We start from the raw sequence: 20,673 nt of genomic DNA, 5'->3' as shown, positions 1-20,673 counted from the left end.
GACATAAATTATACAATTTAGGCCAGATTGTCCTTTATACTTTTCCCACTATGGCGCAGCATGATAGCGTAACTGTACATGATACACGCCATTCCGGTATTTACGGGTGTAGGTACCGGTAATATGATGGTAAGCCGCTGAGCCACCGGTAATCGGGAAATCATGATCCGGAGCAATGGTGTCGCCGGGAGTTAAATTAAATACACCGGTAGCAGCAATGCTGCCATCAGGAAACTGGAAGACGGTGGTTGTTACACAATCGTACTGGCCACTATGACCGTTTAGATACATGCTGGAAAATACATCCTGGGTAATGGAACGGCTGCTGTCGCTCCCATGACAGATGGCCAGCGCCTGTTCTATAAATCCATTGTATACACCAGCCGTCGTTTGCTGATGATTATATAGGGTGTCAAACTGTTTCTGGATATCCGTTTGCTGGTAAGTGAGTGAAACAACTGTTTCGTTTGAATGCCCGGGCTGTTTGCAGGCGAAGCAGCACAGCGCTATCATGCAGGTAAAAAGAATGGTTTTCATAGTATTGGCTATTGATGAGTATTCCCCTTAAATTAAGCTATTTTTCATCACGGAATACTAATTCAATATCGCAGGGAGACATCCCCGGGGAATGCCTGACAGGCCGTATCAGCACTTTAATTAAACAACGGTCACAGAAAACGTTGTTGGATCAACTCCATGAAAGCAGCCCTGAACTTGTCACTCAGCGGGATACTTTTACCTGCAATAAATACGTGATTGTCCTGGATCTTATCAATCCGGCCAGTGTTCACGATGTAGGAATTATGTACCCTGATAAAAGGAGGACCCAGTTGTTCTGCAATATCTTTCAGGCGTTTATATACCAGCGTTTCTCCCTTAATGGTCACCACCCGTACATACTCCTTTTCTCCTTCAAAGTATAATAACTCCGGTAGACGGATTTGTTGCAATGTTTTACCGGATTTTACAAAAAAGTAATCGGCATCTGTTTGTTGCGCCGCCATATCCGGCAAACGGGGATGGCTCAACGCTGTTTCTATTTTTTGCCGGGCAGCCAGGAAACGCTTCAGTGTAATGGGTTTCAGCAGGTAGTCGATGGTCTGGAAATTATAGCTGGCGGCGGCATGCTCTGTATATGCAGTAGTAAATACAATTTTTAAATCCGGTGGCAATAAGCCCGCCAGCTCCATGCCATCCAGTTTGGGCATGTTGATATCCAGGAAGATCAGGTCGGCTTTACTGGTTTTCAGAAAAGCCAGGGCCTCCAATGCGTTATAGCATTTTGCCAGCAGCTGCCAGTCGGTCGTTTGCTGTATATGCAGCTCCAGCAGGTTGACTGCATTGGGTTCATCATCTACTATGATACATTTCAAACTCATATGGGAACAGATAAAAAGGCGGTGAAATGAGTCGCTGACTTGTCCGTCTGCAACGTATAGTTGTTACCGTATAACAGTGTTAACCGCTTCCGCAGATTATCAATACCGGAACCACGGCTATGGGCAGCCGTATCTTCCGGCAAACCATTCTGTGTAGAGAAAAGCAAGCGGTTATCCTGTTGTGTCAGCGAAATATTGATGACATTATGCATACTGGTTTTATCAATGCCGTGCTTGAAAATATTTTCTACAAAGGTCATCAGCAACATAGGAGGAATACTGCAGCCTTCTGCCACCTCACGGGTGAAGTTAAGGGTTATTTCATGCCGGATGCGGATCTTCTCCAGGGCAATATAGTTCTCCAGGAAATTTATTTCGGCAGATAAAAATACCAGGTCTTTCGGGCTTTCATCTACAAAATATCGCATAATTTCAGACAAACGTTCTATCAACACCGCTGTGCGGGGTGCTTCCCGGTAAGCTTCGTAATAGATGTTATTTAACGTATTAAACAGGAAATGTGGCTGCACCTGTGATTTCAGGAGGTTCAATTCCGTTTTTGCATTTTGCAGTACCAGCGCAGCTGCCTGTTGTTTCAGCGAAAAATATACGATGGCCATCCTGAARATAAAGCTGAGCAAAAACAGTAGTGGTATTCCTGCCAGGTACCGCAGCAGTATGGGGAGTGTTATCGGCTTGGGCATGGTGGTAAACCAGGTGTTATAGATCCAGCTCGACAGGTATGCGCGAATTAATCCTGTTACCAGTAAAAATAGTAATACCGCAAAAATATACCCCACTATGCGACCCTTCAAATATAACTTCGGATACAGCCAGCTAATGTTGCCATAGATGATGACTACATAAAAGAGCCCATTCATGGAGGAAAAAACGGCGGCTTGTTTAAAGCCGTCTTCCGGTAACATCGAAAAGAACATCATTAAAAGTACAATCAGCCATAGTAGCCATTGCAGACGGGTACTCGTTGTCATCTCCCTGAAAAATTGCATGCCTCAATTTACGAAGGTTTTGAACTTATCCGGCAGGGTAGCACTTTTAAATAATCGCCCGGTCCTCATTATTCAACGAATGGCGATGGAGGTTCAACCGCTTCAGGGATATTTTCAACCATTACCAGGTGGTGCCCGGAAAATGCAACCATTTAAAATATAGCAGGGGACATTGAATGTATTTTCAAATGTCCCGAAAACAGGAAAACTTTGATACTGGTTCATCGCCTATGCATCCGGCTACGGATCATTCTTCATTATTCAACTTAAAATCCCAACAAGTATGTATCTCAAGTCCTGTAAACAAATATTTTTACCGGCAGTTATTGTGTGTTTGCTGATCACCTCTTCCGTTACAGCCCAAACGGATACGATAGATCAGCAGCATCATCGGCTGAACACCAGCTTCCTGAAGCCAGGCGTAAAACAATACCTGGTGTATTTCCAAAGCCCTGCACATGCCAATAAGCTGAACGTAAGTTTGTGGGTGCGTGAAATTGAAAAGACCAGCAGAAATAATGAACCCGTATTCCGGATTACGCAGCACTGGTACGGTGAAGATACAGCCCGGTATGCAGTATTCAGCTCCCTTAACACCGTGGCGGACTTTTCTCCCTTATACCATGCAGAAACCAGGGGGACGATGCAGAAGGCCTATAACTGGTCCCAAACCGGCATTACAGGTGATAATACCCCCGATAATAAGGCGGCAGATTTTAAACTCAGTTTTGAACGCCCTAATTACAACTGGCACCTGGACATAGAAACATTTGAAATGTTGCCCCTGGCTGCCGGCAAAACCTTCCTGATCAACTTTTACGATGCGGGCCTGGAGCCTCCAAAATACGTGACGTATAAGGTAACCGGTAGTGAGGTATTACAAACGCTGAATGGTCAGCAAACAGATTGTTGGAAATTATTTACAGAAGGAGACTCTCCAAGGGGGCATTATACCCAGATTTTCTGGATCAGCAAGTCCGGTCATGAGCTGTTGAAAGAAGAAGATAGTTTTGGTGGCATATACCGGTACAAAGTGAAGCTCCCCGGATTAGCACCTTACCTGGAAGAACGATTTGTGCAAGCGAAATAAAATAAGGATGATAAGCCGTATAGACAGTATCATGCCTGTTTGTACGGCCCATCCTGACAAAGCCGGTTAACCCGTTTCAAACGTTCCCGGCATTCCACCACCATTCCCAACCTACTCCCACAGGCGCGCCCGCTTCTTCTGCCAACAGCATATAGGGATACTGTTTTTTAAATATCCTGTGCTGCCATCAAACTTTTCCTCTCTGAAACCGTTATAAGGCAGTACACCGGAGATAAGCATACTCCGGCACACAGGCATCATACATTTCAGCATCATTAAAAGGCAGAAAAAATGGACATCCAACAGTTTGAAGATAAAGGACTGGCGCATTACTCTTATGCTATTTACAGCGAAAAAGTCAATGAAATCATTTTGATAGATCCCTCCCGGGATGTAGCGCCTTACCTGGATTATGCAGCCTCCTTGAATGCAAAAATCAGCGGGGTAATTGAAACGCATCCGCATGCCGATTTTATCAGCGGCCACCTGGAATTGCACGAAACTACCGGTGCGAAGATCTATTGCTCCCAGCTGGTGGGTGCTGCCTATCCGCATACCGGCTTTGATGAAGGAGATAAAATTATATTGGGAGATATCACACTCAAAGCATTGAATACGCCTGGTCATTCGCCGGATAGTATCAGTATTGTGCTGGCCTATGCGGGAGAAGACAGGGTGGTGTTTACGGGAGATACTTTGTTTATTGGTGATTGCGGCCGGCCGGATCTGCGGGAGAGTGCGGGTAATGTCACTGCCGGCAGGGAAGCACTGGCGCGTATGATGTATCATTCTCTCCGGGAAAAATTAATGGTGCTGGACGATGATGTGCTGGTATACCCTGCACATGGCGCCGGTACACTTTGTGGTAAGTCGCTCAGTGAGGAAGACAGCAGCACCATTGCAGCAGAGAAAGTAAGCAATTGGAGTCTCGATGAGCTGACAGAAACGGAATTTGTGAAGGAGCTGCTATCCATGCAGCCATTTATTCCAAAATATTTCCCCTATGATGTAGACATCAACAGAACGGGGGCTGCGGCACTGGAAGCATCTCTGTCAAAGGTGCCGGTTATTTCCGGAGCGCCTGTGTTTGATGCAGGAACGATACTTATTGATACCCGGCCGGAAGCCATTTTTAAACAGGGACATTTGCCCGGAGCGGTGAATCTGCAGGATGGCGGTAAGTTCGAAACCTGGCTGGGGAGTATAGTGGCTCCCGGGGAATCTTTTTACCTGCTGGCAGGAGAGGAGGCTGCTTTGCAAAGCGTAATCAGGAAGACCGCTAAAATTGGCTATGAATCATTTATAAAAGAGGCTGCGGTGTATACCGGAGGATCGGAACAAATAGATGCTATACCCCTGGAAGATTTCAGGGCACATCCGGAAAATTATACCATTGTAGACGTACGCATGGCCACAGAAGCGGCGGAGTACAAAATTTTCGATTCCGCCATATCAATTCCATTGGATGAATTACGGGAACGTACCAACGAAATTCCTGTAAACCGGCCCGTAGTAGTACATTGTGCCGGTGGCTACCGTAGTGCAGCTGGTAGTAGTATCATTGCCGCCGCATTAAAAGACCAGGTGAAAACATATGACCTGGGCAATGCGGTTAAACAGTTTGAGCCTTAAATAACAGCGCTGTGCCGCGGTTGTTTATGCGCCAGGTGCTGTACACCCCAATCATACAGGGGCATCACCACCGCTATCAGGGAATGCCCCTGGGCCGTAAGTGTATATTCCACTCTGGGTGGAATCTCCGCAAATATTTCACGGGTGAGTAGTTCATCCTGCTCCAGTTCCCGCAGCTGATTAGCCAGCATCTTGCGGCTGATACCCGGTAATTGCTTTTCCAGCAGGCTAAACCGGTTAATGCCCTGTGTAATCAGATGCAGGATCATCGGTTTCCATTTGCCGCCTATAATATTCAGTGTAAGTGCCATCGGGCATAACGCCGGTGGATATATTAAAACCGGGGAAATCTCTTTTTTCATATTCCTCTCATTTTAAAGCAGGTAACTATAAAAGTGGCTAAGTGAGTTTTTGGTTACCTATGGGTGCTTCCATCGATTAGCAACAACTTTGTAGAAATTTATACGATGAAACCACTACAAAGAACCACTTTTTTTACGGCCCTGCTGTTATTACTAACCGCTGTTCATCACGTTTATGGCGCTATTATCTATCATACTCACTGGCGGCTGCATGTCCTGTTTGTAGCCATACCGGATATGTTACTGGTATACCTGCTGGACCGGCTGTTGCGGAAGTATCCGGATAGTAATCCGCTTTTGGTGTGCTATCTGCTTTCGGTACTCTTGTTTCCTTTGCTGATCATTGGTTTATACGAGGGCGCATATAATCACCTGGTTAAAAATATTGTTTTTTTAGTAACCGGTAACAATTCTTTTTTCCGGTTGCTGTTTCCGCCACCAGTTTATGAATTACCAGGTGATTTCTGGTTTGAGGCTACCGGTATTTTACAGGCATTTCTCTTTTATCCGCTGTTAATGAGTTTTAGTAAGATGATAAAATCAGCGGTCCATTGCCGGAAACAAATCATATAACAATTGTTGTCGCATAATACCCCTTACTTTGCCTTGTTTGCACCCTTTACTATTGATGAAATGATGGTAGATTTACAGGAGCGTCTTTATTGAACAGGCCGCTGCGGCTTGTATTCTTCACCAGAAAAATATTTTTTATGTTCAGGAACACAAAAGCATACAGTGGATTTTCTGTAAATAATCTGCAACAGGCAAAAGATTTTTATCAGCAAAAATTAGGATTGGAAGTGGAAGGAAACGGGGAGTATATGCTGACCTTAAAAATTGCCGGTGGTAATAATATACTGATCTATCTGAAACCGGATCATACCCCCGCTACTTTTACCATCCTTAATTTTCCCGTGAGTAATGTGGAAGAGACAGTAGATAAGCTGACGGCGGCAGGCGTTAAATTTTTACAGTATGAGGGAGCCATCAAAACAGATGCAAAAGGTATTCACCGCGGAGATAGTGATCCTACTGTTGCCTGGTTTACAGACCCCGCTGGGAACATACTTTCCGTTGTTAGCCAGTAAGGAGGAGAAAAGATAGTACGTGTTATAAAGCCGGTGTGGATGATAGCTTTTAGCTTTTAGCTTTTAGCAAAATGCAGCGAAGAACATAAATGTTCCTCTTCGCTGCATTTTGCTAAAAGCTAAAAGCTAAAAGCTAAAAGCTAAAAGCTAAAAGCTATCATCCACACCGGCTTTATTGTTTTATTATTTTATTTTTTTTCAAATATAATTTTTTACATTCGGGCCGTTATCATGTGAATGTATCATGTTTGTGACATGCCCATAACCTGTATTCTTTACAACCTCATACTTTAAACATCAAAAAACAATGAACAAGACAATTTTATTTTCTGCGGCCATGGCGGTGACAATTGGATTTGCAGCCTGTGGTGGTGGCAGTAAACCAGCTAATGACAGCACGGCGACATCAACTTCCAAAGTAGCATTGAAAGATGATAAGCTCAGTGGTTTTATGCTGGGAGGTATTTATTTTATTAACGGCTACGGTGGTCAGGAAGAAGTAAGCAAAAGGATCACAGGTGCTGATAAACAAGCTATCATTGACGGCTACAAGGAAATACTCGAATTTCCTTTTAAACCGGATGATGCAGCGGGTGCGCAAGGCATGCTCAAAGATGCCTGGGGTATCACAGATAAAGCCACGCTGTTGAAAAGCCTGGAAGAACTGACAGCAGGAGATGCTAAAAATCCGCATCGCGCCTGGGACTATGCACGTCTCGTCAACAATGCCTGCATGGGTTATGCTGCGGGTTATATCGGAAAACCGGAAGCAGAGAAATATATCAGCGCTACTTTACCGCTGGCCCGCAAAGATTTTAAAACATGGGATGATTATTTTGCTGACTGGCTCGCAGGTCGTAAAGTATGGGGCGGCGATGAAAGTCATACCAAAGAATTTGAAGACCTGACTAAAACTATCACCAAAGGTGATAATAATATTTACCAGATATTACCGCTGAACTAAGCGTTATTTTTTTATGAAGAAGGTTGTACTGCGTCTGGCGGTACAACCTTTTTTAGTAATTTCAAGGCTCGTCTCTTACCTAAAGCATCATGCATACTTATACCACTGCCAGTCTGTTGTTATTATCCGGCTGTATGGCCTGTCATCCCTCTGTGAACAACATGTCCGCCGCTACAACGGAGGAAGGGCTCCAAAATAAAGACAGTGCCATCTCCGCGGAAATCATGAGTGCTCCTCCACCTTCACCAAAAACAATTATTTACGACCTGGATCAGGATCATAAACCAGACACTATCCGTTTGGCCACCACGGGAAAGAATGGAAACTTTTACTGTGTAGATGAAGTTGCTTTTTCCCTGACACGGGGAGGGAAAAAGATTTTTTCGGATGGCTGCTGGGGCCAGGTAGATAGTAGTTTTCAGAAGACGAACAATAATGCGGTTGCATCTGCCGATGTTTTTATCTACAAAAAAAAGAAGCAAACCTGGGTATTGATTTTTGGAGAAAGGGATGCTTCGTCTAGTGAACCAACGGTCGTTATACGCATTGAGGATAGTCAGCCTGAAATGATCCTGCAGACAGAAATAGATTTCCCCGTAGCCGTAGGGGACGATAATGCACGGCATCAGGTACTTCTGATAGGTAAGGGGGTATCAGAGAGAGAGGGTGGTGACGATAGCCAACATACAACTATATTTAGTTATGATCCTTACTATGTATATAACCTGGAAGAAGATGGAAAGATTGATAGCATAGCTATGGAACAATACAATCGTACACATTATGTGTGGGCGGGCTGGGGACCGGCATCGGATGCACGGGTGATGGTTTATGAGGATGGCCGGCGGCAGTTAATAAGGAAATAAAAGTGGGTTCGCTTAGTTTTTCCTATTTTTGTCCGCTAAATAAGGAAAATTTATGGCTACTAAGATTACAGTTAACAACAATGGGTCACTTAGAATAGAAGGTGAGTTTGAAATCGTGGACAAAAACGGCAACAACTACGATCTGGGTGGTCGGGAAGCAGTAGGCATCTGCCGTTGCGGTTTGTCTGCCAACAAACCTTTTTGCGATGGTTCTCACAAAGGTCATTTCGAGCATGATGCGGTAGCATTTGCACTGCCTCCTAAAAAATAGTGAATAACAAGGATACTTACAGGCTCAGGGAAGCGGTTACAACCAGCTGCTCTGAGCCTGTTCTCATTTTAATATACTCCATCTGATATGGTCGAAATAGCCACTTTTGCACCTGTTTTTGCAAGGTAAATAATTGCACTTTTGTGAGATATTAATAGCCAGAGACATATGGATATCCGTTTTTTCCAGGTAGACGCATTTACGAATCAGCCTTTCAAAGGCAACCAGGCGGGCGTATGCCTGCTGGAAAGCATGCCGGACGATGCTACGCTCGCCGCCATCGCCGCAGAAAATAACCTCGCCGAAACCGCGTTCCTGCTACCGGAGCAGGAAGGATATCGTTTGCGCTGGTTTTCTCCGTTGGTGGAAATTCCGCTCTGCGGACACGCTACCCTGGCCAGCGCGCATGTATTATGGGAAGCCGGATTAGTGCCGCCGGAGGTAACCATTCAATTTTATACGCTGAGTGGCGTGCTGACAGCCAGCCGCAGTGGCGACTGGATAGAACTGGATTTTCCTGCCAGGGACAGTGAACCAGCTGTTTTGCCGGATCTTTGGCAACCTATGTTTACACAAACGATCGTGAATGTGGCGTATAGCGTGGACCGTTATATTGTGGAATTAGCATCCGACAAAGCAGTGGCTGATTTTAAACCGGACCGGCAATTATTGCTCGCACATAAATGTATCATCACTGCCAGGGCCTCAGCAGGCTCCCCGTACGATTTTACTTCCCGCTTTTTTGCAGGCCCCATAGGCATAGACGAAGATCCGGTGACAGGCTCCGCACATTGCAGTCTCGCTACCTACTGGGCCGAACGCCTTCATAAAAATGATTTCTTCGCCTACCAGGCATCTGCACGTGGTGGTGAACTGAAAGTGGTGCTGCAGGGTGATAGGGTATTGCTGAAGGGAGAGGCGATCACCGTGATTGAAGGAATTTTCCGTATATAGTTTTTGACCATCATAAAACCCAACACATGAGTCAGTACGAATTATTTAAAGACCTGCATTACCAAAACGCCCCATTGTTGTTAGGCAATGCCTGGAATGTAGCCAGTGCCCGGATCCTGGAGGATAACGGCATCACTGCTATCGGCACTTCCAGTTCAGCTATCGCCGATACCCTGGGTTATAAAGATGGAGAACAGATTCCTTTTGCTGAATTACTTTTTATCATCGAAAAAATAGCCCGTCATATCAAGGTGCCATTATCAGCAGATATAGAAAGAGGATACAGTAATGACCCGGCAGTGGTGGTACAGCATATTGAGCAGTTACATGATATCGGTGTAGTGGGCATTAACCTGGAAGATTCTGTGATGGCAGATAGCCTCGTTTTAGCACCGATAGAAGCGTTCAGCCGCAAACTCAGTTTCATCAGAAACGAACTTTCCCGCAAAAATATTCCTCTGTTTATTAATGCCAGGATAGATACTTTTTTGCTGAATGTGCCGGACCGGCTCAACGAAACTTTCGCACGCATCAAAGCATTTGAAGCAGCAGGCGCCGATAGTATTTTTGTGCCTTTCATCCGCGAATTATCTGATATCAGCCAGGTAACTGCCGCTACTGCTTTACCGGTGAATGTGTTATCTATGCCGGAGCTGCCGTCCTTTGCGGCATTGGCTGAAGCGGGTGTGAAAAGAATCAGTATGGGCGGTAGTGTATACCGGTCCGTGAATGATCATCTTAAAAAGGTAGTACACGATATTACCGTGGCAGGATCATTTGCAGGCGTGTTTCAATAAGGGCAGGAAGAATGTTTCCATCAGCATCAGGAGTAGTTTAACAAATGGTCAACGCATCCCGTACGTTTTTGGGCACGCTCTCCGGGGCGTGCTTTACTTTTTAAATATCCAATAGCCCAGCACCAGCCATAAGAGCCCTTTTATGAGGAAGAAAAGGAATCCCCAGAAGCCAATTCTTTTGAGCCACTTAATAATTTTTTCTTTCCTGTTATTATTTGCCGTCATAACAAAACGAAATTACAAATTTTTCGGTTAGATAAATGTATCTTAACCGGCTAATATATATTCCTGCTTATGAAATTATTGTTATGGTCAGTGACCATCCTGGTTACGCTGAGCCACTCCCTGACAGCACAACAGCTGGGCCGTTCCCCCAGCAGAGCCAATAATACCAGCAGCACAGATATCAGCGATAAACCAGCCATCAAATGGCAGTTTAAAACCGGTGGAAAAGTAGTGTCTTCCCCGGTGATCAACGGGCATTATCTTTTTATCGGCGCAGCAGATTCCTGTATGTATGCGCTCGACCGCGATAATGGGAAACCATACTGGAAATTTAAAACCAACGGAGCGGTAAATGCTACCGTGGCCTGCGATAGTACTGCAGTATTTTTTATGAGTGAAGATGGGAACTTTTATGCACTCGACATGCATACCGGTAAACTGCAATGGACTTTCAAAACAAAAGGAGAGCATGCCACCGATCCCTGGGACTATTTTCTATCTTCCGCTACGGTACATCAGGGTATTGTATACGTAGGCAGCACAGACGGTCATATCTATGCATTAAATGCCCGCACCGGTAAGCTGCAATGGAAATATCTCACTGGTGGCGCCGTACATGCGGCACCTACTATAGCAGAAAATATTATCCTGGCCGGCAGCTTTGATGGCTTCTTTTATGCACTCAACACAGATGGTTCGCTGCGCTGGAAATTTGATACCATGGGAGAAAGATATTTTCCGGTGGGCGAAGTGCAGTTTCACGCGGTCGTGGCAGACAGCTGTGTTTATTTCTGTGCGCGTGATTATAATGTATATGCGCTGCATCTTCGCACGGGTAAAGGATTATGGGTATATCATGAACCCGGTAGCTGGACCAGCGTGCCCAGTCTGGCCGGCAAGCGCCTGCTGGTATCTACCTCCGACACTCACCGCGCCCTTGCCTTTGGGGCCGCCTATGGTAAACTACAATGGCAGGCGCCTGTACGTTTGAATGTTTTCAGCAGTATCACATCGACTAACGACTACGGCTATATGGGAAGTCTGGATGGTAAAATTCAGAAGATGAGTCTGCGTACTGGTGAAAGCGTCTCTATTTTCCAGACCGCCGCCAGCAAACAGCAGGAGGCCCGCTTTTTTAATCAGGCTACCAGCGAATTATTCCCTGACCTGATGGCCAGGTATAAAGATGACTATAAAAAGATGTACACCGATTTCCTGGACATGGGTAGCATCTTATCCACCCCCTGGCTGGAAGAAGGGGTGCTCTTCTTCGGGAGCACCGATGGGAATGTATACGCATTGCAGTAAAGAATTACGAATTAGGAATTACGAATTACGGATTTGTGGGTAGATGGTAAACGCGAAGATTATTCGCTATTAGCTCCTCACAAATCCGTAATTCGTAATTCCTAATTCGTAATTGCTTACTTTTGCGCTCTTTTAGCAATCATTTATAAAGATGCGTGTAGCAGTTTCGAGCAATAAATTACTTTTTTCCCTGTTCCTGGGCCTTTGTGGCAGCGCTTCAGCGCAAAAGTGGACAGATAGTACCCTTATCACCCGCCATCTTGATGAGGTAATTGTACAGGAAAACAGGCTGGCAGCGCCTGTGAAGGCCATCAACCGCAATATTACCATCATTACCCGTAAGGAGATAGAAGCTATGCCAGTATCTTCTATTACAGAGGTATTGTCATATGTACCGGGGCTGGATGTACGCCAACGTGGACCGGAGGGCATCCAGGCGGATATTGGGATCGATGGAGGCACCTTCGACCAGACCCTGATCCTGCTGAACGGCGTAAAGATCACAGATCCGCAAACTGGCCATAATATGATGAATTTGCCGGTATCGTTGGTAGATATTGATCATATTGAGGTGTTACGTGGCGCTGCGGCCCGTATTTACGGCATCAACGCCCTTAATGGGGCTATCAACATCGTGACCCGTAAAGCCACCGAAAGCGGCCTTATTATCAACGGTAGCGGTGGTAGCAGTTTTAAAAAGAATGAAAATAATAAGCTGTATGACGCTTATAGTCTTGGCGCCAGCGGCGCCCTGGTAAAAGGCGGCAACAGCCAGTCTTTATCCATTAGCCGCAACCAGGGAAACGGATATCGTTATAACACCGCATACGACAACTATCGTGCTCTTTACCAGGCCGGCTTTAACAATGATCCCCAGCACCAGTATAATGTAATGGCAGGGTTCATTAACAATAACTACGGCGCCAACGGATTCTATGCTCCTCCGGGAGATCTGAACTCGGAAGAAACGGTGAAAACCTTCCTGGCAGCCGTCAGCAATACTTCCCGTATTACCCGCAACTGGGTGATGACGCCCCGGATCAGCTATCGGTATACTAAAGATGATTACATCTATATAAAACCCAATAAGTACCGCAATCTGCATAATACCAATGTGCTGGGAGCAGAACTGAATAATACCTTCACCACTGCTATCGGTACCTTTGGTGCTGGCGTGGAAGGACGGTATGAGCATATTAAAAGTACCAGTCTGGGTAACCACGACAGAACCAACCTGGGCCTGTCTGGTGAATACAAATCAATAGCAGACCGCCGTTTGACTTTCACCCTCGGCGGATATCTTAATTACAATTCTTTCTATGGCTGGCAATTCTTCCCGGGTGCGGACGTGGGCTTTAATATTACCCCCGATCTGAAACTCTATGCCAATGCCGGTACTGCACAACGACTGCCTACTTATACCGACCTTTATTACAAAGGACAGGGCATTATCGGTAATGAAAACCTGGGCCCTGAAAAGGCCAGCTATGGTGAAGTGGGTATCCGTAAATTCAGTGGTAAATTCTCCTACAGCGGTTCCTTTTTCTACAGACAGATCAGCAACTTTATTGATTATGTAAAAGATACCGCAGGTGTGGCTAATCCGGCTACTATCAACTGGCAGCCACAGAATTTTCAACGGGCAGATATGACCGGATTCAGACTCAATGCCGGATATAATACCGCGCTGCAACCGCATTACGTGTTTAATAGTATCGGTGTAAATGCCGGCTATAACTATCTTTCTCCTTCTTTCAAAGGTGATGCCCTGTCTACCAAGATTTCGCGTTACGTCATTGAAAGTTTAAGGCATCAGTTTACCGCGAATGTGCGCACAGAGTTGTTGCAGCATTTCAATGTTTCTGCTGCGGCACGCTATTGCATGCGTATTAACTATAAAGACTATACGCTGATAGATGCGCGTATTGCGTATAAGCAATCACGTTACCAGATATACGCAGATGCCAGCAACCTGCTGGACGTGACTTATGTAGAAGCAGGAGCCGTGATGATGCCCGGCAGATGGGTGACAGTGGGAGCGGTTGTAAGAATTACGAATTAGGAATTACGGATTTGTGGGGAGATGGTAAACGCGAAGATGATGCGCTACTATCTGCCCACAAATCCGTAATTCGTAATTCCTAATTCGTAATTCTCAATTCGTTATAATCCCTGCATTGATCAACCCCTTGCTATCTCCGCGTATAAACACCGTATAAATTTTTCCGGTCCCGAGCGTGATATTATTTAGCCCGGATTCCTGTACCGGCAAAGGCGCAGCACCTTCGCCTGCACTCACCTCCAGGGAAATCGTACCAGCGTTTACGTTAGTGAACGGCGCACTGTCATACGCGGTTCCTTTAAGGTTGCTGCCTCCGGCACTGCCGTAGGGGATGTTACTGTAAAGCGTGGTTTCCGTTCCATTCTGCCGGAGTTTTACACTCACGCCAGCGATGCCGGGAGCCAGATGCACAAAGCGTAATTTGGCTTTACCGGCAGCAGGGGCGGAGAGATCATCATAAAAAAGCAGCAGCGTATCTTTGGTAACATCATTTTTTGCAGGTGCTGCGAACACAGTATGGTAGTATCCGGCAATAGGACCGTTAGGACCTCCTGTAGCACTGTATGCGGCGCTGTTGCCAAACTGCCGCGATACTTTATAGGCAGTGCCGTTGCCTTCCGTAAAGTTGATCTGTACATTGCCAAAAGTAGTGGCTGCATAGGGTGATGCCGTACCTGGCAGCACTGCGGTGGTAGTCACCTTTTGTGTAAATGTCCAGAATTGTATGCCGGTGTTTTGGGTGCGTGCATTGACGAAACGTATATTGGCAGACAGTGGCGGGCGGTCGCCTGCATTCACATCCAGGTAGTCCGTTTTGTTGCAGGCGCTGAAAGCCAGTATAGTAAAGCTGCTCAGGAAGAAAGAAAGATTGTTTTTCATGAGAGAATGTTTTAAGGATTAAAAACGTGCGTATAACCTGGCGAATGGTTGTATACCTGCGCTGCCATTTTGTATGCCTACAATAGAAGGATTACGCAGCCCGGAAATGGCTGCATCTGAATAATCACCCAATACATTAAATGCATTGTTTACGCCCACTGTTACCTGTACTTCTTTGCTGATATGATATCCTACGGAGAAGTCAGTCACCCAGACAGGTTTCAGCTCCTGGAAATAATAATCAGGTTTAGGGAAATTGGCGTTGAGTGCAGCAGCAGTAGTTACGGAGCCGAAGTAAATGGTACGTGCCAGGAAGTTGAACCGGCGTGTATTTAGTATAGCCTGCAGCGTTATTTTTTGCTGAGGGATGTTAGTCGTAACCCTGGCTTTTTCTGACTCACTGAAAATAACATTTTTGTATTGTTCCAATCCTTTAGGGGTGTTGACAGCCGTCACTTCATTTTTCACAAAGTTGCCACCTGCCAGCAACTGGAGACTGCTTTTGTTCAAGGGTATTTTATAACTACCGGTAAATTCAATGCCTTTGGTACGTGTGCTGAAGGCATTGTAGAAAAACTTTGCCTGCGTGGTACCGGTGGCCAGTAACAGCGAACGAACATCTGCCGGCAGATTAACATCGTTGGCCGAGAAGTTACCGGTATTGCCCACCCTGTTTTTGATATCGATAAGATAAGCGTCTACGCTCAGTTCTACATTTCTTGCCGGCTGAGAGGTAATGCCGGCTGTGTATCCGGTCGATTTTTCCGGGGTAAGAGAAGGGATACCCAGTGCTCTTGTGGCGGCATTTTTGTTGGAGGCAGTTACTTGGTCAATAGCACGGCCCTGCTGAAAACTGGTAGATGTTTCTGTATAATAGAACTGCGCCAGATCGGGTGCGCGGAAGCCACTGTTGGCCGATCCGCGAATGCTGAGCCAGGGCGCAAAACTATACCGGGTAGCTATTTTGCCGGTGGTAACATTGCCGAAGTCCGAGAAGTTTTCTGCGCGCAGCGCACCGGATAACAACCACTTCTCTGTGATATTGAGTTCCAGGTCTACATAACCCGCTACAATTGCCCTGCTTACATTCACTTCGTTGGAAGGCCGGAACCCTGCATGGATTTGTGATCCGGGCGAGAGGCCATTCAGTGCAATGAGTCCTCCGTCGGTCAGATAAGGGACACCCCCCACGGTGGTATCTACGGAATAAACAGGACGAAGGTCTGCTTTACTATACGACGCTTCTTCACCTGCGATGATCTGATAAGTTTCTGTGCGGTATTGTGCGCCGAAGGCCAGGTTAAGGCCCTGCAGCACCTGGGGGAAGTAACGGCTGATATCCAGGCTGGCCGTATTCTGAGACGCATTGTATTTGCCGGCATCAAAAGTAGTGGGGCTTTTTGCACCCAGACTCGCATTTAATGAATTGCTGATCACGTTGCCGAAATCATTTTTGCCGTATACATTGGATACGTCTAATTTCCATTCTCCTGCCTGCGCTTTCAGTCCGATAGCAATGGACTTATCGGTGATGGCGTTATCCATGGCGGGTAAAAATCCGTCAGGATACAGGGAGGTGTTGTTGCGCTCTGTCCAGCCAGGGAGGCGGTATACCGCAGTAAACTGGGAGTTACGGTGACTGATACCTCCAAATGCATATACTTCTGCATGGTCACTAACGGGAATGGCTGTATTAAAAAACAGTAGTGCATCTTTAGCTTTGTTGGAACCTCCGCCGCGTTGATCAAAGAAGTGCCGGTCTATGCCCCGGCTTTTCAGAATGGCATCATCAATTTCTTTGGTATAGATATTATCATAGCCGCGGGTGTTGGCGCCGCCGCCATAAATAGGACCATTGTATAATCCGGCGTCATCGCGGCCGGGTTGCAGGGATACGCCCTGGGTGGCAAATTCGGCGGTGGCATTGAGATAGCCACCGCGGGAGCCGATCTTTACGCCATAGTTGATTTTGGAACGGGTGCTGGCACCATCGCCTCTGCGGCGGATGCTGCCGGTAGTGCTGACAATCACATCGGAAGATTGCTTCTTCAATACGATGTTGATCACGCCGGCAATGGCATCAGAGCCGTATTGTGCGGCGGCGCCATCCCGGAGTATTTCAATGCGCTCTATGGCGCCGGCGGGGATGGAGTTAAGGTCGTAGCCGGTGGCGCCGTTTCCCAGACCGCCCCAGTTTACATTGGAGCTTTTATGCCGGCGTTTGCCGTTGACCAGTACCAGCAACTGGTCTACGCCCAATCCTTTTAGCTGTGCCAGACTGAGGGCAGAACCTGCATCGCCGGCATTGCTGCCGTTTACAGAATGGAAGGAGGGGGATACGTATTGCAACAGCTGTGTGATGCTGGTTTGCGGGGCCGCTTCCTGCAGTGATTTAATATCGATGACATCTACGGGTACCGGTGAGTTCAGTTTGGTACGGTTCGCACTGCGGGAGCCTACAATCTGTACTTCACCCAGTTGTTTGGTCGTATCTGTCAGGTGTTTGTCCTGTGCTGATAGTATTGCTGAGAGCAGCAGCAGAGGGGAGATGACCGGCAGTATAATTTTTTTCATGCCCTGGTTGATTTTTATGGTTAATGATGTGTGACTTTAAAACGATCATCTGTCAGCGCTACCAGGAAGTTTTCCAGGTCTGTCATTTCCTGCTGGCTCAGGTTCAGTGGCTTGTTGAGCGACAGATCCCGGTTGATGCCATCATGTACAATGTTGTTGGGTTCATTGTAATAGGCAATTACTTCCTTTAATGTTTTGAACATACCGTTATGCATATACGGAGCGGTAACGGCTACATTCCGTAAGCTGGGTACTTTAAAGAAACCCATATGGGTGCTGTCTTTCGTGGCTTCATACCGGCCTGCATCTTTTAGGCTGGTACCGTTATAAAGACCGATGTTTTTGAAGCGGTCCGCCGTAAAATCTTCTCCCGAATGACAATTATTACAATTGGCTTTACCAATAAACAAAAGGCGACCCCGTATAGCCGACCCCGTTAGCGCGCTGTCGTTGCCGGCAATGTAGCGATCATAGGGGCTGTTGGCAGTTTCCAGGGTACGTTCAAAAGCAGCGATGGCCTGGAGTACATTTTTAGTGGTGGCCGGACTGTTGAACACCTGCTGGAAATAAAGCCGGTAGCTTTCCTGGTCGTTCAGCCGCTGTACGGCTTCTTCAATAGGCAGTCCCATTTCATCGGGATTGATGATGGGTTGTAATGCCTGGTCCTCCAGGGTGGCTGCTCTGCCGTCCCAGAAAAAGTTAGGGCGACCGGAGAGATTGGTAATGCCTGGCGTGTTTCTTTTGGTTGGTGTATGATGGATGCCTTTGCTGAAGGCAATAGTGTCTGCAAATCCAAATTGAGGAATGTGACAGGAAGCGCAGCTTACACTGCGATCTTTCGACAACAGGGGATCAAAGAACAGCTTTTCTCCCAGTTGGGCCCTGCCCGGTGGATCGCCAGATCGTGGGCTGGTATTGAATCCCGCGATGATAACGCCTGCACATAGCATGCCCGGTAAAATGAATATCATTTTTCTCAGCTTCATGGTGGTAAAAGTTATGGAGGACATAAAATGCCCGGTAGCAACATGGGGGTTGCGAAAAAATATTGGTCGATTAAAGTTTTGTGTTGCTGTAAGGAGGCTGTAAAAAAGAAATGGTTATTGGCATTCCCGGGAGCATGGGCGGGAGTGCCCGTGCTCCCCAGGAATTATTATAATGGGGTAGTAAAAAATGAACGAATTATTTGGCTGTTGCTACCAGTACTACATCCAGGTCAAAGTCATCATAGATGGCTTTGTCGCCGATGCCTTCAAAGAAGCTCTTGGAACCGTATTTAATATTGTATTTGGTGCGATCCACTTTAATAGCTGCTTTCGCAGTGAGCTTGTTGCCGGCAACAGTTACGGTTGCAGGAAAGGTAACAGGGTTGGTGATGCCTTTGATAGTCAGGTTGCCGGTTACTTCGTAGTTACCGCCGCCTTTGGAAGTTACGCTGGTAGTAGCAAAAGTTGCTGCCGGAAATTTCTCTACAGAGAAGAAGTCGTCACTCTTCAGATGTCCGAGTAATTTCGCGTTGCCGCCTTCATCTTTAATATCAGTAACAGCAATGCTGCGGGTGTCCAGTGAAAAAGTACCACCTTTCAGTACATTGCTTTCTACTTCCAGTTTACCATCGGCTACATTGATGGTACCCTGGTGTTGGCCGGTTACTTTTTTGCCGGTCCAGCTCAGTTTACTTTCTTTAGCGTCTACCTGGAAAACAGTTGCTTTCCGGGCTGAGGCAGATTTGGTTGGTTTTTCTCCTTTGTTGACAGTAGCAGGTGTAGTGAAAGACATCAGAAAGATGGATCCTCCAATAAAGAACAGAGATGCTAATCGTTGCATATGTTGTGTGTTTAAATTTGGTGCGAATTTAAGGTGGACTGGCGGATTAGCGGTTACGAGATCCGGAAATTAATGTTAAAGTTATTTTTCCGCTATCAGTTCATCCAGATCATGGTTCCATTTGGCCACATAATCTTTGTAATACTGGCCAGTCACTTCGCCGGTATACCCGGTATGTATTTGTCTTACTTCCCCTTTACGGTCTATGATGATGGTGGTAGGGAAGGCCATCATGCGGTTGAGCGCTGGTAGCTTCTCTGACGCCACTTTCTTATCAGCAATGCCACCAAAAAGAATATCATATTGTATGTTGTATTTCTCTTTTAACTTACCTAATGTGTACTTCGCATATTCCAGGTCATCTTTCTGTTCAAAACCAATGGCAATGGCTTCTACACCACGGTCTTTGTTTTTGTTATACCAGGGCGACAGGAAAGAGGTTTGGTCGGTGCAGTTAGGGCACCAGGTACCGATGATTTCTACAATGACCACTTTGCCTTTGTACTTGTCATCGCTCAGGGAAACGTTGTTGCCGCTGAGGTCTGGCAGGGTGAAGTCCAGTTTTTTATAGCCTTCTTTCAGGAAAGTGAGTTTGTAAGGATCGGGGAGTTCGGCGGCGGCATTTTTTTCTCCGTCAAACCGGATGTTATTATAAATGCCTAAGCTGATTTCGCCGGTGAGTGATTTATCGTCATTCACTTTTCCTTTAATGTAGATGGGGCTGGGGCCGGTGAATCCGGACAATTCGAATTCATCGCCATGAACCGTACCTTCCAGTTCGCGGCTGTCGCCTACTACAGACATGATGACGCCGGTAAGCTTGTTGCCTTCCTGTTTCAGTAAACCAATACGGTTGGGAGTAGGTTCTTTGCTGGCTATTTTCAGTTCCCACTTGCCGCTGATATCAAAGGCAGGAGCGGCTTCTGTGCCGGGTTCTGCAAAGCGATAGCTTTGTCCGTGTTCTGCAGTAAAGGGTAATGCATTGCCCCGGAAGTTAGGTACGAGGCTTCTGTATTCGCCGGAAATTTTGCCGTCAGACTCAATGTGCGCCACCAGGGCGGCATCATAGGTATTCATCTTAATAAATAAAGAGTCGTTGCCGAGGCGTTGTACATGGAAGTTATCCCGCCTTGTGCCGTTGATCAGTGTAAAAACAGCATGTTCAGGGTCTTTTCCTTTTAACTCAAAATTAAAGGGTACCTGGGATTCGCTGAGGGTGAATACACCGCGCCAGACACCTTGTTTTACAAATGGTTTTTTAGGGGCAGCAAACGAGTGGTTGCTGAACAATCCTGCCACCATCAGGCCGGTTAAAAATAAATGCTTATGCGTTTTCATGATTGTATATTATTGGTTGAACAATGCAAGTCGATGCCGGTCCTGGT

At 46.4% G+C, this 20,673-nt stretch carries 21 protein-coding genes; 11 read left to right on the top strand and 10 right to left on the bottom strand.

Annotation, left to right across the window (positions count from 1 at the left end):
- Positions 1–48 precede the first annotated feature (48 nt).
- The 3 genes from AC1DP6_RS32360 to AC1DP6_RS32350 form a co-directional block, all read right to left on the bottom strand.
- Complete coding sequence (locus AC1DP6_RS32360; RefSeq protein ID WP_477058564.1) at positions 49–537, bottom strand: hypothetical protein; 489 nt, start codon at positions 535–537, stop codon at positions 49–51.
- A gap of 131 nt (positions 538–668) precedes the next feature.
- Complete coding sequence (locus tag AC1DP6_RS32355) at positions 669–1,379, bottom strand: LytR/AlgR family response regulator transcription factor (RefSeq protein ID WP_477058563.1); 711 nt, start codon at positions 1,377–1,379, stop codon at positions 669–671.
- Positions 1,376–2,371 carry a sensor histidine kinase gene (locus tag AC1DP6_RS32350; protein WP_477058562.1) on the bottom strand — a complete coding sequence of 332 codons (996 nt, stop codon included), beginning with the start codon at positions 2,369–2,371 and terminating at the stop codon, positions 1,376–1,378. Before AC1DP6_RS32350 ends, AC1DP6_RS32355 begins: the two co-directional genes overlap by 4 nt.
- A 301-nt stretch (positions 2,372–2,672) precedes the next feature.
- Between AC1DP6_RS32350 and AC1DP6_RS32345 the strand changes: the two genes are divergently transcribed.
- The gene (locus AC1DP6_RS32345; RefSeq protein ID WP_477058561.1) at positions 2,673–3,479 is read left to right on the top strand and encodes a DUF3108 domain-containing protein; all 807 of its coding nucleotides are present in this window, start codon (positions 2,673–2,675) and stop codon (positions 3,477–3,479) included.
- 291 nt (positions 3,480–3,770) lie between these two features.
- A complete protein-coding gene (locus AC1DP6_RS32340; protein WP_477058560.1) occupies positions 3,771–5,111 on the top strand; it encodes an MBL fold metallo-hydrolase in 1,341 nt (446 codons plus the stop codon).
- Here the strand turns inward: AC1DP6_RS32340 and AC1DP6_RS32335 are convergent.
- Positions 5,108–5,473, bottom strand: a complete 366-nt coding sequence (locus AC1DP6_RS32335) for a winged helix-turn-helix transcriptional regulator (RefSeq protein ID WP_477058559.1) — start codon at positions 5,471–5,473, stop codon at positions 5,108–5,110. The genes AC1DP6_RS32340 and AC1DP6_RS32335 overlap by 4 nt on opposite strands.
- 105 nt (positions 5,474–5,578) lie before the next feature.
- On the opposite strand from AC1DP6_RS32335, the gene AC1DP6_RS32330 reads away from it, so the two are divergent.
- The 7 genes from AC1DP6_RS32330 to AC1DP6_RS32300 all read left to right on the top strand — a co-directional run bounded on the left by AC1DP6_RS32330 (position 5,579) and on the right by AC1DP6_RS32300 (position 10,413).
- Positions 5,579–6,046, top strand: a complete 468-nt coding sequence (locus AC1DP6_RS32330; protein WP_477058558.1) for a hypothetical protein — start codon at positions 5,579–5,581, stop codon at positions 6,044–6,046.
- Between the two features lie 137 nt (positions 6,047–6,183).
- Positions 6,184–6,561: a VOC family protein gene (locus AC1DP6_RS32325; protein WP_477058557.1), complete on the top strand. Its 378-nt coding sequence runs from the start codon at positions 6,184–6,186 to the stop codon at positions 6,559–6,561.
- A 307-nt stretch (positions 6,562–6,868) separates the two neighbouring features.
- Complete coding sequence (locus tag AC1DP6_RS32320) at positions 6,869–7,525, top strand: DUF1266 domain-containing protein (protein WP_477058556.1); 657 nt, start codon at positions 6,869–6,871, stop codon at positions 7,523–7,525.
- Positions 7,526–7,614: 89 nt separating this feature from the next.
- Positions 7,615–8,391, top strand: a complete 777-nt coding sequence (locus AC1DP6_RS32315; protein ID WP_477058555.1) for a hypothetical protein — start codon at positions 7,615–7,617, stop codon at positions 8,389–8,391.
- Positions 8,392–8,443: 52 nt separating this feature from the next.
- Positions 8,444–8,662: a CDGSH iron-sulfur domain-containing protein gene (locus AC1DP6_RS32310; protein WP_477058554.1), complete on the top strand. Its 219-nt coding sequence runs from the start codon at positions 8,444–8,446 to the stop codon at positions 8,660–8,662.
- Positions 8,663–8,830: 168 nt separating this feature from the next.
- Positions 8,831–9,616: a PhzF family phenazine biosynthesis protein gene (locus tag AC1DP6_RS32305; RefSeq protein ID WP_477058553.1), complete on the top strand. Its 786-nt coding sequence runs from the start codon at positions 8,831–8,833 to the stop codon at positions 9,614–9,616.
- A 26-nt stretch (positions 9,617–9,642) separates the two neighbouring features.
- Complete coding sequence (locus AC1DP6_RS32300; protein WP_477058552.1) at positions 9,643–10,413, top strand: isocitrate lyase/PEP mutase family protein; 771 nt, start codon at positions 9,643–9,645, stop codon at positions 10,411–10,413.
- A 93-nt stretch (positions 10,414–10,506) separates the two neighbouring features.
- On the opposite strand, the gene AC1DP6_RS32295 is transcribed toward AC1DP6_RS32300, so the two are convergent.
- Complete coding sequence (locus AC1DP6_RS32295; RefSeq protein WP_477058551.1) at positions 10,507–10,638, bottom strand: alanyl-tRNA synthetase; 132 nt, start codon at positions 10,636–10,638, stop codon at positions 10,507–10,509.
- Positions 10,639–10,707: 69 nt separating this feature from the next.
- Here AC1DP6_RS32295 and AC1DP6_RS32290 point away from each other — a divergent pair, with 69 nt between their 5' ends.
- On the top strand, positions 10,708–11,946 hold the full coding sequence (locus AC1DP6_RS32290) for an outer membrane protein assembly factor BamB family protein (RefSeq protein ID WP_477058550.1): 1,239 nt from the start codon (positions 10,708–10,710) through the stop codon (positions 11,944–11,946).
- Between the two features lie 151 nt (positions 11,947–12,097).
- The gene (locus AC1DP6_RS32285; RefSeq protein WP_477058549.1) at positions 12,098–14,008 is read left to right on the top strand and encodes a TonB-dependent receptor plug domain-containing protein; all 1,911 of its coding nucleotides are present in this window, start codon (positions 12,098–12,100) and stop codon (positions 14,006–14,008) included.
- Positions 14,009–14,101: 93 nt separating this feature from the next.
- Here AC1DP6_RS32285 and AC1DP6_RS32280 read toward each other — a convergent pair whose 3' ends face one another.
- The 5 genes from AC1DP6_RS32280 to AC1DP6_RS32260 form a co-directional block, all read right to left on the bottom strand.
- Positions 14,102–14,887 (bottom strand): DUF4397 domain-containing protein, encoded by a 786-nt coding sequence (locus tag AC1DP6_RS32280; protein WP_477058548.1) that lies wholly within the window; start codon positions 14,885–14,887, stop codon positions 14,102–14,104.
- A gap of 18 nt (positions 14,888–14,905) precedes the next feature.
- A complete protein-coding gene (locus AC1DP6_RS32275) occupies positions 14,906–17,461 on the bottom strand; it encodes a TonB-dependent receptor plug domain-containing protein (RefSeq protein ID WP_477058547.1) in 2,556 nt (851 codons plus the stop codon).
- A 20-nt stretch (positions 17,462–17,481) separates the two neighbouring features.
- Positions 17,482–18,447 carry a cytochrome-c peroxidase gene (locus AC1DP6_RS32270; protein ID WP_477058546.1) on the bottom strand — a complete coding sequence of 322 codons (966 nt, stop codon included), beginning with the start codon at positions 18,445–18,447 and terminating at the stop codon, positions 17,482–17,484.
- A 196-nt stretch (positions 18,448–18,643) separates the two neighbouring features.
- Positions 18,644–19,288 carry a YceI family protein gene (locus AC1DP6_RS32265; protein WP_477058545.1) on the bottom strand — a complete coding sequence of 215 codons (645 nt, stop codon included), beginning with the start codon at positions 19,286–19,288 and terminating at the stop codon, positions 18,644–18,646.
- An 81-nt stretch (positions 19,289–19,369) separates the two neighbouring features.
- Positions 19,370–20,626: a peroxiredoxin family protein gene (locus AC1DP6_RS32260; protein ID WP_477058544.1), complete on the bottom strand. Its 1,257-nt coding sequence runs from the start codon at positions 20,624–20,626 to the stop codon at positions 19,370–19,372.
- Between the last annotated feature and the right edge of the window lie 47 nt (positions 20,627–20,673).

The sequence above is a fragment of the Chitinophaga sp. 01L420 genome, from assembly GCF_056399985.1.
The sequence above is the reverse complement of the archived record's forward strand: the minus strand, read 5'-3'. Positions and strand labels throughout refer to the sequence as shown.

Coding starts and splice junctions, on each gene's coding strand:
- AC1DP6_RS32340 (WP_477058560.1), top strand. CDS start 3,771: ATGGACATCCAACAGTTTGAAGATAAAGGACTGGCGCATTACTCTTAT.
- AC1DP6_RS32330 (WP_477058558.1), top strand. CDS start 5,579: ATGAAACCACTACAAAGAACCACTTTTTTTACGGCCCTGCTGTTATTA.
- AC1DP6_RS32305 (WP_477058553.1), top strand. CDS start 8,831: ATGGATATCCGTTTTTTCCAGGTAGACGCATTTACGAATCAGCCTTTC.
- AC1DP6_RS32360 (WP_477058564.1), bottom strand. CDS start 537: ATGAAAACCATTCTTTTTACCTGCATGATAGCGCTGTGCTGCTTCGCC.
- AC1DP6_RS32325 (WP_477058557.1), top strand. CDS start 6,184: ATGTTCAGGAACACAAAAGCATACAGTGGATTTTCTGTAAATAATCTG.
- AC1DP6_RS32345 (WP_477058561.1), top strand. CDS start 2,673: ATGTATCTCAAGTCCTGTAAACAAATATTTTTACCGGCAGTTATTGTG.
- AC1DP6_RS32275 (WP_477058547.1), bottom strand. CDS start 17,461: ATGAAAAAAATTATACTGCCGGTCATCTCCCCTCTGCTGCTGCTCTCA.
- AC1DP6_RS32295 (WP_477058551.1), bottom strand. CDS start 10,638: ATGACGGCAAATAATAACAGGAAAGAAAAAATTATTAAGTGGCTCAAA.
- AC1DP6_RS32290 (WP_477058550.1), top strand. CDS start 10,708: ATGAAATTATTGTTATGGTCAGTGACCATCCTGGTTACGCTGAGCCAC.
- AC1DP6_RS32260 (WP_477058544.1), bottom strand. CDS start 20,626: ATGAAAACGCATAAGCATTTATTTTTAACCGGCCTGATGGTGGCAGGA.
- AC1DP6_RS32280 (WP_477058548.1), bottom strand. CDS start 14,887: ATGAAAAACAATCTTTCTTTCTTCCTGAGCAGCTTTACTATACTGGCT.
- AC1DP6_RS32285 (WP_477058549.1), top strand. CDS start 12,098: ATGCGTGTAGCAGTTTCGAGCAATAAATTACTTTTTTCCCTGTTCCTG.
- AC1DP6_RS32335 (WP_477058559.1), bottom strand. CDS start 5,473: ATGAAAAAAGAGATTTCCCCGGTTTTAATATATCCACCGGCGTTATGC.
- AC1DP6_RS32315 (WP_477058555.1), top strand. CDS start 7,615: ATGCATACTTATACCACTGCCAGTCTGTTGTTATTATCCGGCTGTATG.
- AC1DP6_RS32270 (WP_477058546.1), bottom strand. CDS start 18,447: ATGAAGCTGAGAAAAATGATATTCATTTTACCGGGCATGCTATGTGCA.
- AC1DP6_RS32300 (WP_477058552.1), top strand. CDS start 9,643: ATGAGTCAGTACGAATTATTTAAAGACCTGCATTACCAAAACGCCCCA.
- AC1DP6_RS32355 (WP_477058563.1), bottom strand. CDS start 1,379: ATGAGTTTGAAATGTATCATAGTAGATGATGAACCCAATGCAGTCAAC.
- AC1DP6_RS32310 (WP_477058554.1), top strand. CDS start 8,444: ATGGCTACTAAGATTACAGTTAACAACAATGGGTCACTTAGAATAGAA.
- AC1DP6_RS32320 (WP_477058556.1), top strand. CDS start 6,869: ATGAACAAGACAATTTTATTTTCTGCGGCCATGGCGGTGACAATTGGA.
- AC1DP6_RS32265 (WP_477058545.1), bottom strand. CDS start 19,288: ATGCAACGATTAGCATCTCTGTTCTTTATTGGAGGATCCATCTTTCTG.